The sequence below is a fragment of the Algicola sagamiensis DSM 14643 genome, assembly GCF_000374485.1.
GTDB lineage: Bacteria > Pseudomonadota > Gammaproteobacteria > Enterobacterales > Alteromonadaceae > Algicola > Algicola sagamiensis.
In genome coordinates this window covers 195,778-210,198 of the sequence record NZ_KB894497.1, presented here as the reverse complement: position 1 = coordinate 210,198, position 14,421 = coordinate 195,778, and the positions used below count along the sequence as shown (strand labels likewise).

Annotated in this window: 9 protein-coding genes and 2 pseudogenes; 1 reads left to right on the top strand and 10 read right to left on the bottom strand. The window is 40.8% G+C overall.

Annotated elements, in window-relative coordinates:
- A pseudogene (locus C505_RS24545) lies at window positions 1-215 on the top strand (IS256 family transposase); the annotation flags it as partial.
- A gap of 50 nt (window positions 216-265) precedes the next feature.
- Here C505_RS24545 and C505_RS24075 read toward each other — a convergent pair.
- From C505_RS24075 to C505_RS23680, 10 genes and pseudogenes are all read right to left on the bottom strand, one after another.
- Window positions 266-1,109 (bottom strand): annotated as a pseudogene (locus C505_RS24075) (IS4 family transposase); the annotation flags it as partial.
- A gap of 180 nt (window positions 1,110-1,289) precedes the next feature.
- Window positions 1,290-1,559, bottom strand: a complete 270-nt coding sequence (locus C505_RS0112265) for a hypothetical protein (RefSeq protein ID WP_018692909.1) — start codon at window positions 1,557-1,559, stop codon at window positions 1,290-1,292.
- 1 nt (window position 1,560) lies between these two features.
- The gene (locus C505_RS23695) at window positions 1,561-2,049 is read right to left on the bottom strand and encodes a type IV pilin protein (protein ID WP_018692908.1); all 489 of its coding nucleotides are present in this window, start codon (window positions 2,047-2,049) and stop codon (window positions 1,561-1,563) included.
- A 10-nt stretch (window positions 2,050-2,059) separates the two neighbouring features.
- A complete protein-coding gene (locus C505_RS0112255) occupies window positions 2,060-6,397 on the bottom strand; it encodes a pilus assembly protein (RefSeq protein ID WP_018692907.1) in 4,338 nt (1,445 codons plus the stop codon).
- 10 nt (window positions 6,398-6,407) lie between these two features.
- Window positions 6,408-6,950: a hypothetical protein gene (locus tag C505_RS0112250; protein ID WP_018692906.1), complete on the bottom strand. Its 543-nt coding sequence runs from the start codon at window positions 6,948-6,950 to the stop codon at window positions 6,408-6,410.
- Between the two features lie 29 nt (window positions 6,951-6,979).
- Window positions 6,980-8,173 (bottom strand): PilW family protein, encoded by a 1,194-nt coding sequence (locus C505_RS0112245; protein ID WP_040439835.1) that lies wholly within the window; start codon window positions 8,171-8,173, stop codon window positions 6,980-6,982.
- 8 nt (window positions 8,174-8,181) lie between these two features.
- Complete coding sequence (locus C505_RS23690) at window positions 8,182-8,835, bottom strand: type IV pilus modification PilV family protein (RefSeq protein WP_018692904.1); 654 nt, start codon at window positions 8,833-8,835, stop codon at window positions 8,182-8,184.
- Between the two features lie 273 nt (window positions 8,836-9,108).
- Complete coding sequence (locus tag C505_RS0112235; RefSeq protein WP_018692903.1) at window positions 9,109-9,405, bottom strand: hypothetical protein; 297 nt, start codon at window positions 9,403-9,405, stop codon at window positions 9,109-9,111.
- 2 nt (window positions 9,406-9,407) lie between these two features.
- On the bottom strand, window positions 9,408-9,890 hold the full coding sequence (locus C505_RS23685) for a type IV pilin protein (RefSeq protein WP_018692902.1): 483 nt from the start codon (window positions 9,888-9,890) through the stop codon (window positions 9,408-9,410).
- A 10-nt stretch (window positions 9,891-9,900) separates the two neighbouring features.
- Window positions 9,901-14,418 (bottom strand): pilus assembly protein, encoded by a 4,518-nt coding sequence (locus C505_RS23680; RefSeq protein WP_018692901.1) that lies wholly within the window; start codon window positions 14,416-14,418, stop codon window positions 9,901-9,903.
- Between the last annotated feature and the right edge of the window lie 3 nt (window positions 14,419-14,421).

Genomic DNA, 14,421 nt, shown 5'->3' with positions numbered 1-14,421 from the left:
AGTCCGTGTTTGCGACGGTTCGTTTAAGAACCACGAAAAGTAAGCATTGTGGCAGTCGAAAAACGACACTGGCGATGGCTTATAAGCTGCTGGTAACCGCACAAAATAAATGGCGTCGATTGAGAGGCTACCGCCTTCTAGCGGATGTCATTGCAGGGATCGAATTCAAGGATGGAGAAAAAGTAACGTCGGATGATCAACAGGATGCTGCATGATCATGTCATACACCAGATTTGACTATAGCTCGTTAAAATGTGCCACTACACTCAGAGCAACCTTCATAATTCAGTGAAATAGGTTCATCTGTTTTATTCGAGGGTGTTTCAATATCACCGCCGCATATTTCACATCCAGTTTGGCTTCACGGGCTTTACGACCACCTCTTTCAGCTATCAGTGTTTGTCGTTGTTTTACACTATTCAGCTCAGACGCAAATTGATAAGGCTTATCTGGTCCTTCTTTTATGTGGCGACTCATCATTGACCACACAACAAAACGTTGCTGGTTTGCCACCTTATAAATGAGATAGTCGTAGATGTCTGCTTCACGGTCGCAAAAAGATATCACGTTGATCATGACGTTTCCTAAACGAGCTGTCATATGACGAGAAGGTCTTTCCCACTTATAACCTATAAGTTCGATTGAGGTGTTGGTAACGGATACCGCGAATCTTGATGTCTCTCGTCCACCTTTGTTGTTCAATTAAAACAACGACGTCGAGAATCTCTGGAGCAAACAGCAAAATACTATGAGCAAGCAGACCACGATAAAGATTACCTTGATTCATATGTCCTAAGTCAGCACGAATAGAGCGATGTTTGTAACTTAAGGTGGTTGTACCTTCTATAGCGAGAAAGAGAGGGTAATGGTGACTTGATTGGATGTTGCATGAAAACCAGCTTCAGCAATATCGTCTGATGAAATATTATCGTTCCGAATAAAACGATACATACCTTCCATGCTGGCTGGAGGAGTGATTTTAATACCGATTTACCTGGATGCTGTGCCAAGTCTGAAGCCACTTTGACGAGTCTAGCCGCTCTTCTTAGTTCTCCAAGTTTAGCGTGCCCAAATTGTTCTTCAGCCCAATTATTATGAATTTTTATCATCTCAGAGCTCCTCAACTAAATACGTTAAAGATCTGATCGTGAAGCAAGAGTTTAGTTCAAAAAAATCCCTCACATCATGTGAGGGACTTCTGTATCAAAGACAGCCTTAATAGCAGGTGGCTTTCATTTAAATAGCGATCCAGCAAAAACAATAAACTGATTTGATTTTGCCGATCAATCTCAGATATCTTTTGTCTTTAATATCTTATCGAGTTTATGATCAAAGAAACGTTTCGTCATTTTCAAGTCAATACAGCGATGTACATAAAGAATTTCTGAATCGCTCTCTTTCATTTTAACTCTTGCCTCACTCAGCTTTTTTTCTGTAGTAACAACCATATACACATCATCCTTACCACCAAACAACTCGACATGACAAGCAAAAGTTATATTATTTGGCGTTGCAGTATATGCAGAAGCAGCAAAAATAAATATTGATAATACTGACATACTAATTCCTCAAACAAATATCTGATGAAATAACATCTTTAGATGTCGGAATATTGATTGATGCATAATCAGCAACAGTCAATTTTTTCTTAAAAGTCTGAAAGGACAACGTGCCACCTTCATCCATCAAAAAGCTTTGACATGAAGGATCATGCCTCCCTTGGTATCCATTTTTACCACCAATAACATTTGCAATAAGATAATATTTATCTGCCGTATCATTTACAACAACATTCAGCTGAAAGCGATGATTTTCATCATCACCAACATATTGCCCAGGGACTAGGACTTCAACCTTATTCGTATATCTTCTCGTATCTGTAAAAATTTGCTCTTGTTTCGCTATCGCTTGTGTCATCACTTGCTGCAATTCTTTACGGTTATTCTTTGCAACATGTACTGAGTAATTTGGAATTGCAATCGCAGCTAGAACCCCAATAATGACAACAACTATCATGAGCTCGATTAGTGTAAAACCCTTTTGGTTCATCTTGAACCCCCTACTTATCTTTAATATACATATAGTTGCGCATGGTCTTTAGTCCTTTTTTTGGTGTATTGATGCCAATTGCACCATTGGCACCCAAACTTACACCACCATCCGATTCACCACCTTGGGCATTTGAGCCATTTTCATCATGTCCATTACCAGTCACTAGAGAACCTGAATTACCAACAATAACTCCTGGCCCACTCGTTAGTGAATTACCAATCTTTTTAAAGACACTACTTCCCATTTTATATCCAGATGAAAGGCTAAACTTATAGCTTCTTGCTTCTCCTTTCGCTGCACCACAATTGACAATATCATCATCACCCTCTATCTGCCCCGATAAGGGCAAATATGAGTTTACGTAGATGATCCCATTTAAAATGAGTGGTTGTGATAAGACCTTCTCACCACTTTCGAACTTGCCATTTTTCTCATGCTTAAGCTGATAATACCAACCTGGTGCAGCAGCAATATTCCTCAGCTCTTCTTGTAGCTTTTCAAGTCCTTGACCTTCAACAGCGGTTTCCCCATTCTTTGGTAAACGGCATTTCTTCGTTTTATCATCCAGAATCGTTTTGTCCTTATTAAATGAGCAGACGCCTTGATTAGCCAATTGTTCATTCTTATACAACTTATCTAGCGTCAGTGGAGCTGGCGTAGGTGCTGAAGCTGAATAAACTCGAGATACAATATTATAATCACGTAATACAAAGATCCCATTCGTCGTATCTTTCGTTAACGGACTTGCACGATTTCCACTTGCAATTACAATTGCCTCATAAGGGGTTTTGTTTCTTCTAAAGTTCGCTGTACCAGTTGCACCCGTCGTTCGGTTGATATAGCCGCGCGCAATATCTGGTGCATGATAGAAGCGGATATCGTTCGTAACTTTTCCTGCGTCATCTTTCGAAGTCAAATCTGCAAACTTATGGACTGACCACTGCTCTGTATCAAAGCCTGGCATATCGGCACGCCATACTTGTCCTCCTGTATCTCCAAAATAGATGCGGTCAATGATGCCATCAAAGTTACCATCAAATACAAATACACTTGCAGGAACAGAATCAACACCAGGATAAGTAAAGTGCTTAGCAGTATCAGTCACACCATTTTGTTTTGGTGTTGCTTTCCAAATCAGCTTGCCTGTTTCTGCGTCAACAACAAAGACACCACGGCCCATTGTATCAGGAGTCGAAATCTTTGATTTCACGTCTTTAGATGATGCGTCGTATCCTGCACCGAAGAACAAGGCATTTCTAACAATAGCACCGCTTCCTTGTTTCACTCGAACTTGACCCATTTTTGGTTTCGACCATGATTGGCCTAACTCACGAAACGCATTGTTCTGACCACCCTTGATCTTCCAAAGTAATTTCGGCGGCGCATCTGGGTTTGAGATATCCAGTGCGTAGTAGGTACGTCCACCTCTCCTGAGACCAAAGTACAGAATCGCTTGCTCATGTTTCGCGTCTGGGGCTTTAGAATTACCTTCTGTAACTGTATGGTCAATATGACCATCTCCATTAAAGTCCCTTAAGTAAACGACAGGACTACCATCAATACCATACGCTTTCGTTTCACGTTTTATATTATCAACAAGTTTCTTAGAATTACCCATCATTTCTAGTGGTAGGTAAGCCCACTCTTCTTGAACAATTTCCTCATAAGAATCTGGGATAGGTGTATCTTTGTCTGCAAACGGCTTCATATCTCTAAAAGCATGCAAGACCCCCTGGTTTGTACCAACAATAATCCGTGTCCGTTTTTCTCCCTCTTTTGGTGAACCATAGTTTACAACTATTGGTTGGCTATGAAGGGGATCACCAAATATATCCGTACGTTTGTTGAAAGTACCCGAACGTGATTTTTCTAGACCTAAATAAAAACGAACATAATCTTTCGCAAGATCTCCACCAAAAGCATTCTTGAAAAATGCAGTTCCAAACTCATCTTCCATAGCTTGAAGTGCATCATCTGATACACTGTTATTTTCTAGTTTCACTGAAGGTAAACTCTTCCCTCCTTCTGGAACTATTGAAAGCGTATCATAATACAGTATTCTGTTTTTCTGCTCACGGAGTGCTTCTTGAACACCACCCTGCTCTACATCAGTTGCAGCACTCTTAGACCAGAAATCACGAACATTGGTTAAGTTACTGTTTTTATCGGTTGCGACAGCATACTTACCATCAACACCAACACCAACAATTCTGGAATCGTAGCCAACGACTTTATCCTCAGCATTTTTAATTGGCTTTTCATGGAAAATATATTTACGTAAATTTCCTGTCCAACGTGGTGTATCAGATGGGATAAACTGAGAATAGAAAACAGTTGGATCTGTCCGAGTTCTGTCATTAGAAGTCACCGCAGCAGGAGCAGAGAACGAAGCAGCTTTGTTCGTTACGGATAGACTTGCTGCCTGTAACGCGGCTGTTAGTCTCGCTTCATCATAAGCATTGATGTAGCCCCCTTTACCGAAAGCTCCAGCAACTTTCAACATGTTTGTTGCATTATCATTGGTAACACCATTTGCATAACTGATCACAAAAACTTTTGCTTTTTGATCGCCTTCCAGGTCAGGGTTAAAGTCTGTCTCAGCCAACGCTTTTGTTGCTAATGGTAAATGAATACCCGGTGGAGTGTGGTAGCATTGATTCTTAACTGGATCCCACTTCCAATTTTTATATTTTTCTTCTTTATCATTAATATAGTAATCATAGCATCGGTTTCTTGTCATTGGGTATCTAGTGATTTTGACACATCTACGCCCAACCATTTTCTCACATATAGGAACTTGAGTTTGGATATGATCTTCAACAAAAAGATACTTTTTATGTAAAGTATCTCCTACCTCCAATGTCGCAAGTATATTCGGATCCGCAACCTCGTCAAGAAACTGCGAAGGCTCACCATCTGTAAGTAATGCAACATTTACACTATCATCACAGTCGGCTTTAAATGGCGAACGGTAATTTTCTTGGAATTTTACAGTTATATTTTGAGAAGTAATTTCTCCAGATGCATCACGAATACTCGTTACATCACGTGTAAACGGCCGATAATCACCCTTTAACTCGCCATATTCTGGAGAAAAAGGCTTATAAGGGTATGTAACAGGTTTGTCCCCCTTTAAATAGGAGAAAGCTTCATAACCTGACTCTGTAAGTGGTGTAGAACCATCGTTTCCAAGCGGCCCTTGGTCAGCTTTTTTACCCAAATCAATTGCGAGTATATCTTCAAGAACTTTTCTTCGATCATCTCTCAATTCACGTGTCTTGATTTCCTTTGGTGTTGCAATATTCGTTATCAATTGTCCGCCTTCCGTGAACCCACTAAAACGCATTAGACCATAATTTACACCTGGAGAAGAATTTACGATCCTTTGAAGCGTACGCTGGGCCGCAAAAAGCCTTTTGGTCGAAACCTTAGGAAAACCTTGAGTATCAACAACACGCCCATCTGGTTTTGTAATTCTATTTTCAGCAACATCACTATGTGCCCAACGAAGGTAGTTTGCTTTATAAATCGTAACCAACTTCCCTGAAGCAAATGACTTGGAAGCACGCCCTAAACCATATTTATTGCTTGCATTATCATTTGTATAGGGGGATGCTTCATCGTCAACAGGGTAACCAAGCTGTGTGTTTGCATAATTACCATCAACATCAAGGTACTTACTATTGTTTGGCTTCTCCTGATAGACATCTTCAAAACACTCAACCGCGTTAATCGCCAACTCACCATCTCTTTCTGGCATGCTTTCCCAGCTACCAATTGTCCCACCAGACTCATACTGATAATTTCTCAAGTAGCCAGTATAGAATCCATTTTGTTCTAATGAATCACGTGCAACTTGGCAATTCAGTAAATCAGGATGAAAACGTCTATCAGAATCAAGGGATGGGATTTCAGCAGCAGGGTTTGAATCAACAATATTAACTATTTCATCAACTTCTTTTCCATATAAATTTTTAAAAGGTGTATCTGTTGATGTATCTGAAATTTGATAATAAATAAAGTCACCTTTGCTAGGGTCTTCATCTACAAATCCCATAGAAGCACCAGGAGGGCTATCTAAGTAAGTTTGAGATACCCCATATTCAACATGGTACTTATTTTTAAGGCTATTATCTTTCTTCTTATCATTTTCAGTAATATACGGCGGTTTTTGTCCGTGCCAATCAAATCCCATACTTGCTGATGTATCAAGAACAATTAATAATTTTGGTGCAATCGCATTTTTTGCATCCTCACTACCAAGATAGATTTCTGTATCATCGGCTTTCAACGGAGGACAAAACCCTAGCATCATGCCGAATATCAATGATATTTGCTTATTCATCTGAAATACCTCAATACTTAACTTCCTGACTAATGCCAGTTACGATTTGAATGTCGTGGATATTATTAAAAGGGCCATATTCTGTTTCACTGGTCATCTCGACATACACACATTTGATTTTCTCTGCACTAGATGGTGTATCATCAAATGGACAAGTTGTCGCGACACCATTTTCAGTTCTGGACTCAAGCCGAAATGTTGTGTTTCCAGCTTCAGGGTATCTGTTTCTTACAGCCACTTGTATTTGCTCAGCAAAAGGCATTAGAGCTTCTGTTGAAAGCGGTAATGCGAATAGGTTCCGACCGGCTCCAATTTCATTTGGTGTTGCGCCTACAGCCGTGCCCTCCGATACCGTACGATTAACGTTTTCGAATAATGCTACGGAGTGAGAGCTTTCTGAAATATGTTCAGCTTGCATACGATCAACCGTGACTCGCCCAACAAGCGAATCAATCGTACTATTACTCATCAGAGCAATGCCCAAAGCGGTCACTGATACCATGATGACTAATGCAAAGATGATGGCAAAGCCATCTTGTTTAATGTTTTTCATTTATACATCCCCAAATTCTGACCTTATTACTAAGGCGTTGACGGTGGAGCTGGCGAAGAGTTGCCACCAGATTCTACGATACTCGACTCATACCAACTCGCATTGATACCGTTATATAGCAAAACATTTGCGCTGATTAATTGACGCTTATAATCATCATTTTTTTGAATTTCTTTGCCTAAACCTAGGCGGAAAGTTCGTTCACCAGCAGTCTGCGCAAAACCCGGTGTAGGATCAATATCGCGGACAAGAATATAAATCCCCACAGAAACAACCGAGTGATTATTCAGCAACTCTTCTGTCATCTGCCCAGATGGGATATATCGGTCAACACGTTCGTCTGTAGAGCCTGTATCAAATCCATAATCAATATGAATGGCTTCAACACCTTCTATGACATCTTCTTCTGCACCAAGTTGAGCATTGATTTCATTACCAGCGCCCAACTCTAGGCTCCTACGTACAAGTGTTGGTATACTATCCCCTTGACTATTTTTGCGTTTCAATCTGATATAATACAAACGGCTCAGATACTTCCATGCACTTGGTTGGTTAACTAGCTCACCTGCAAATGGGCGATTTATTTCATCAACAAGTTGCTCCCCTGTTGCCATTCCTACAGAGAGAGGCTCTGTGATTAAATACAGTCCTTTTGGATCTGCTGGTTCAAGTTCAAAAGTTCCTTTATCCGTGAGTCGGATCTCTCTTGATACTGCTCTTTTTATAAAGACGACATCTGAATCTTCCGCAATCGTTTCAGTACCATTGTCAACAATACAGGAAAGTGGAGGAAGCTCACCAACGGAGCCATTACCACCTGTTGCTTCATATGCGTAAAACCAAATAAATGGCAGATCAAGATTTTCTGGGAGAATTCCGTTATTTTGAGTCGAACCAGCATTACAGTCATTGCCTGCTGCAACTGCATTAATTCTTGGTGGCTTAGAGTCATCATCAAATGAATTGAGTAAGTTTTTACCAGCACCTGCAGAACGAATGGGCTGTTGCAAATGCCCAAAAAAGCCAGCCATGGCGATATCTTCCCTAATTACTGACATCGCTATTCGCCCGGTTTCTTGCATATTACTCACATCGGTTGTGCGATCTGTATTTTCTTTACTGCTGACATATGCAGTTACAACTGCCGCTGTAATAACTAATCCTATCGAAAGAGAAATCATGAGTTCGACGAGTGTATAGCCCGTATCTCTTTTCAACATCATCTTTACCCCTAAAAAATAAATGTGCGAACGTACAGTTGACGATTTTTCGGATCTTCACTAAGACGGCACTTCGCGCGTATGTGATCTGCGTCAAATTCATTATTGTTATTTGCTGGTAAGGTCGCGTCGAGCGTGTCTGTTCGGCCATGCCAAGTAATAGCAACCTCAACCATGTTTTGCTCGATTCGTAAGCAGCCAAGTGGATTGGTTAAACCAATCGATGAAATACTTCGGTTTTCTGCGTTTGTCTCATCAGCAAACTGGCCTGTCATTTTTTGTTGCCATAAATACAGATCGACAGCCGCGACTTCCTCTGGTTTACAAGGTGTTGCATCTGGCGTGTTGGTATTGCATATATTCGTAGGGCGATCCTGAGCAATGTCACCACCAACGCGATATTGAACAATCTCACCGGGTTGATTATTAACATATTGATTGAGCACTTTCTCAATCGTGGGTGGCGCTTCACCCTGAGTATTGGCTCGAATACGCGCAATAATATCATCAGCGAGGGCAGCAGCTTGGGAGCGCTGCATTGCATCGAAGGTCGTTTTGTTAGCAGAGGTTTGCAGAGCGAGTGCTCCCACGATCCCCCCAGCAAGCAGGATCGCGGCGACGAGCATTTCAATTAAGCTCATCCCGCTTTGGCGTTGAATAGCCATGATACTTCTCCTAGCGCACTAATACTTTATATTTAATATTTATTAAACAATAACCCTAAAAAACTACTTTGGTAATATAACAAAAGAGAACAGGTTAGAAAACATCCTTTTCCATTTTTTAACTTAAATTTATCATTTTGTTTTTGTTTTTTTGCTTTTTGGGGATTTGGTGCAAGAAAAGTCGGCAGTGGATCAGATCGCTTTCCTCATTAGCCACATTCCCTGTACCACTGAGTACTTCTTATCAGTTATAATCAAAGATATAGATGATATTCAACGCTTCTTTTTTTCTAAAAGCACATTGGCTTTTTCACTTTTAAAGTGCTTCTTAAGTATGGGGATGTATTGACGACATTCATGTACACGAAATACCTTCTCATTCGCCGATGTATTTGGCGAGTTCTCTTTCAATTTCTCTATTTCCTTCTCAAAGCTACTCAATTTTGCCACAAACATTACAACATCTTCCTTACCTCCAAGTCGCTCAATGTGACAAACAAACGTCCTTAAATCTTTCGGGGAAGAAGTCACGGCAGAAAATATCAATACCAAACTTTGCAATATTCCCATTATTAATTCCTCACACACATTTCAGTTGTCAGTGTTTTTCCAGCAATAAGCGTATCATACGCATCAACTTTTGCAGCTACCTTATCAAACGATACAATGCTGTTTCTTCCATCTTGATTCATTGCAAAACTCAAACAGTTCGTATCATGAATCCCTTGAAAGCCGTCCTTTCCATCCACACCAGTTGCATATAAAGTGAATTCATCGCCACTATCATTGACATGTATTTCAATTTTAAATTTATCTGCAGTCGTCCCAATATATTGGCCTGGGAGGCCCAAATTCGCAAGGTTGTTCGTATATTTACGGGTGTCCGTAAATATTTGCTCTTGCTTTGCAGCTGCCTGCACTAAAACCTGCATCAACTCTTTTCTGTTACTTTTCGCAACGTATGCCGAGTAATTCGGAATCGCAACAGCAGCCAGAATACCAATAATGACAAGCACAATCATCAGTTCGATCAGCGTAAAACCTTTCGTATGCATATGTGCCACCTTATTTTTCTCGCTGATATAAATAGTTTCGAATTGTCCTTAATCCAGCATTCGTTCTATTGAGGCCGCCCACTTGTCCATCATCATCCACATTCACGCCTTTGACTGCCCCTGCAACTTTGACGTTACTCCCGTTTTTACCAACATTCGTCACACCTAAGCCTGAGCTAGTTGCAACGGCACCCGGTCCACCGGATAAGGTGTTACTAATCTTCTTGAATGTTTGACTTCCAAGTTTATAACCATAATCCAGACTCAGCTCATAAGTTCTTGATTCACCTGTTGATGCACCACAGCTAATTGCTGAAGTTGCGGCATTCGTTGGATTTGGGTACTTCCCTTTTTCTGGTATATAGGAGTTAAAATAGATCACACCATTGAGTATCAGCGGCTGAGATAGTACTTTTTCACCTTGCTCTAAATTACCTAAATCATTCTCATGTTGGAGTTTTAAATACCACCCGTTTGTATCCGCAATCTTATCGAATAGTTTATTGAGCTGATCTCCCGGCGTTTCTGAGGAACTACCACTTCCAGTGCCACTAACTGCTGCGCTCCCCCCATCAACACATTCACCTGTATCCGTTTGCTTTCTTTTCGAAGAATTGAAGAGGCATACACCATATTTTGCCAGCTTCGTATTATTGTGTAAATCAGCTAATGTTAAGGCCTTAGGCGGTATTGCCCCATTGCTACCATCTGCTGAAAAGGTCCTTGTCACAACATTGTAATCCCTCAAGACAAACAAGCTATTTACAATATCTGTAGAAAGTGGGTGTGAACGGTTTCCAGATCCAATTACCAATGCCTCATAGGGTGTTTTTCTACGGTATTGGTTGCCGCTAGTATTTGTACCTGTTGTACGATTCAAATATCCTCTCGCAATATCCATAGAGTGATAAAAACGAACATCATTTAGCCCTTCTGCAGGATCATTAGGCCCTGATAAGTTTGCAAAATGGAATACAGACCATGTATTCCGATCCGCAGAAGGCATATCTGCTCGCCATACCTGCCCCCCCGTATCAGCAAAATAAACACGATCAGCTAAGCCATCAAAATTAGAATCAAAAGGAATAATGCCAGCAGGAACGGAGTCAACACCATCATAATGGTAAGTCTCTTCAGAGCTCGCTGTTGGCAGTGGGTTACCAGCACTATCTCGAGGCGTTGGTGATACTCGCCAAATAAGACTGCCTGTTCTTGCATCCACAATAAAGATCCCACGCCCCATTGAGTCTGTTGTCGTCCCTTTATCTTTAGCATCCTTGTTTGAGTCATATCCCGCCCCAAACATAATAACATCTTTGATCCTGACTTCCCCACCAATGCTCACTTTCATTAACGCAGATTGTGGCTTGGACCAAGTTTGGCCTAACTCATTAAATTTGTTATTCACTCCTTGTCCACCTTTAATCTTCCACTTCATTGTAGGAACATCTGGACTGGATATATCCAAGGCATAATAATTCCGGCCTCCCCGACGCATCCCAGAATAAACAATTGCTGTTTCTTTTAAGAAACTACCTTTTTCGTCTTTTAAACTCTTAGATTCCACAGAGTTGTCAATGTGCCCGTCACCATTGAAGTCAAGTGTATAAATCAAAGGAGAACCATCCATGCCATAAACTTTTGTTTCACCTTTAGCGTTTTCCTCCAAGATACGTGCATTACCCATCAAATCTTTTGGTAAGAAAAACCAAGACTCGGAAACTAAAGATTGACCTTGAGGTGCAGTTGAACTAAGGCTTGCATTGGTCACTGTATCATTGAGCATGTGAAGCTGACCATAATTCGTCCCAATCAAGATCCGAGTGACTTTTGGTGAAGGAGTATCACCATTGGGGTTTCCATAATTCACAACTGCAGGTTGGCTATGTAGCGGATCACCAAATACATCACCAGCTCTTTTCAATCCGCCCATATCAAGCCCAAAGAACCAGCCTAGATACTTATTCGCTTCAGAATCAGATGAAGCACTGAATGCAGATGCATAGCCACCTTCACCATCTAGAGTTGACTTTATCTCAGCTGACGATGTAGCCGTTACAGTATCATTAACCATACTGACTGAATTGATAGCATTTGTATCATCAAAGTCGTAGAACATCTTCCGGTTTTTCTGGGCTTGCAATGCCCCCTGGATACCACCGTTCGTAACAGAGTTACCAACGGATGCAGTCCAGAAGTCTCTAACTTCCGCAGATAACGAACCACTATCATCTGTTGCAAGTGCATACTCTCCACTACCCGGAGCTCCTGTGGAACCTGCAATGATGGGAACCTTAATAGTCTTAACCTCTCCATCTATCGTCACTTCTTTATCAATTTCCTGAAGTAAGTACTTTCTAAGATTTCCTGACCATTTCGCTGTATCAGAGGGCTCAAATTGCGAGTAATATACACTTGGATCTGTACGCGTTCTGTCCGAAGACGTCGCAGCAGCTGGAGCAGCAAAAGAGGCCGTGGTTGAAACACTAGATAGTGTTGCAGCTTGTAGCGCTGCGGTAAGTTTTGCCTCACTTGATGCATCAATAAATCCACCTTGACCAAATGCACCTGTAACCTTGAGCATTTTTTCTACTTCAGCATCTGACACTCCCCCCGCATAACTAATCATAAAAACCTTTGCAGACTGTCTACCAGACAAATTATTAGAAAGTAAATCTGATCGAAAATCAGTATCTGCCATTTTATGTGCTAAATGCGGTAGGTAACTTTTCAGGCCATGCGCTACGATAACGCACCTTTTTTCATCTGGTAGCCATCTGAGTCCCTTTACTGAAACATTATCAAACAAATCTGAGTTATGATCATAATTATTCGCTTTGTCAAAGCTTACTGAACATTCCCTTGGAGTATCAATGTCATGGTAAACCCTTTTCCAGCAAGTACCAAGAACTACAGTTGGACAAGTTGTGTATTGGTCATATGCGTAAAATTTTTCACTAAATGAGTATTCAACATCTCTAGGTGTCGTATATTGGGCTGCTAATTCAGACTTAACACTCTCATCTTGAGTAGGTTGCCCATCAGTAAGCAATACAACGTTAACATTATCATCACAAGACGCTCTATATGGTGAGCGGTAGGTATCAAGAAATTGTGGTACATATTGGCTATGATCAGAACGGTCTCCTCTAGTTCCAGTTCCAGTTCCAGTTCCAGTTCCAGTTCCAGTTCCAGTTCCAGTTCCAGTTCCAGTTCCAGTTCCAGTTCCAGCAGGTGGGATATCCCAAACAAATGCACTATAATCTCTATCCTCAAATGGGGAGATTGAAAATGAGAACTCCTTATCATTATAGTCACGTGGCGCTTGGCCTTTAAGATAAAGGTCGGCTTCATATAATGATTCTGACAAAGGAGTATTCCCATCTCCGAAGTAGTTACTTCTAAAATTACGTAGAATCGTTTGTAAAACCTTTCTTCTTGCATTTGCATGAGAATAACGCTGGATCTCTTCCGGATGGGAGATATTGAAGATTATTTCACCGCCTTCATCTTTTGGCTCCGAATTAAACCCCATCAAACCGTAATTTACACTCGGGGAAGAGTCCACAATCCTCTGTAAAGTTCTGATTGCCGCGGTGATCCGTTTTGTGTTTTCTAAGACAACACCATCAGTATGCTGATTTTCTGTTGGAGAATAAGCCCAACGTAAGTACCGAGCATCAAATAATGTCACAAGCTTTGTTGTGCCAAATGACTTGGATGCGGCACCTTTTGTCGCTATAAATGGATTTGCTCGCCCATCAATCGGGTAGCCTTGGTCTGAATCTACGAGATTACCTTCAAAATCAATATATTTTTTATTATTCTCATTCGATGCAAAAATATCTTCGTAACAGTCAACCGCTTTTATCAGATCTTCTCCGTCCTTTTCAGGTAAACTTTGCCATTTACCTACTCGATCGGATACATATTCATAATTTCGAATGTACCCAGTAAAAAAACCATTTTTTCTTATCGACTTCCGAGCAACCGCACAGTTGAGTAGATCTGGATGGAAACGATTTTTAGAATCTAGGTTGGGTATTGTTGCTACGTCATGACTATCCACTAAGTCGACAATTTCATCCACTGACTTACCATATGCGTCTTTGAATACATTCTCTGCTTCTTGGGTGGCCATAGAGTAATAAATGTAATCGTCTGTACGAAAACCACTTTTTTTGACGATGCCATCCTCAGGACTGATGTAATCATTGGAGGCTTTATAGCTATCCACATAATCATATTGATCAATGGTGTCTCTGCTTAACAAGTTATTGTAGTGGTTATCAATATCCCCTTGATTATATCGCCACTCATCGATCAGTTGTTTTTCTGTGATAAAGTGATGTTTTATACCTTTCCAAGGATTGTCCATACTACCGGAAGTATCCAAAACCATTAAAACTTTTGGTGCAATCGCCATTTTGGCTTCTTCACTCCCTAAATAAATCTCCGTATCATCCGCATTTAATGGACAACAAAAACCAAAGATGCATCCAAGTAAAAGAGAAGATACTCGTTTCATGCC

Coding starts and splice junctions, on each gene's coding strand:
- C505_RS0112265 (WP_018692909.1), bottom strand. CDS start 1,559: ATGTCAGTATTATCAATATTTATTTTTGCTGCTTCTGCATATACTGCA.
- C505_RS23695 (WP_018692908.1), bottom strand. CDS start 2,049: ATGAACCAAAAGGGTTTTACACTAATCGAGCTCATGATAGTTGTTGTC.
- C505_RS0112255 (WP_018692907.1), bottom strand. CDS start 6,397: ATGAATAAGCAAATATCATTGATATTCGGCATGATGCTAGGGTTTTGT.
- C505_RS0112250 (WP_018692906.1), bottom strand. CDS start 6,950: ATGAAAAACATTAAACAAGATGGCTTTGCCATCATCTTTGCATTAGTC.
- C505_RS0112245 (WP_040439835.1), bottom strand. CDS start 8,173: ATGATGTTGAAAAGAGATACGGGCTATACACTCGTCGAACTCATGATT.
- C505_RS23690 (WP_018692904.1), bottom strand. CDS start 8,835: ATGGCTATTCAACGCCAAAGCGGGATGAGCTTAATTGAAATGCTCGTC.
- C505_RS0112235 (WP_018692903.1), bottom strand. CDS start 9,405: ATGGGAATATTGCAAAGTTTGGTATTGATATTTTCTGCCGTGACTTCT.
- C505_RS23685 (WP_018692902.1), bottom strand. CDS start 9,890: ATGCATACGAAAGGTTTTACGCTGATCGAACTGATGATTGTGCTTGTC.
- C505_RS23680 (WP_018692901.1), bottom strand. CDS start 14,418: ATGAAACGAGTATCTTCTCTTTTACTTGGATGCATCTTTGGTTTTTGT.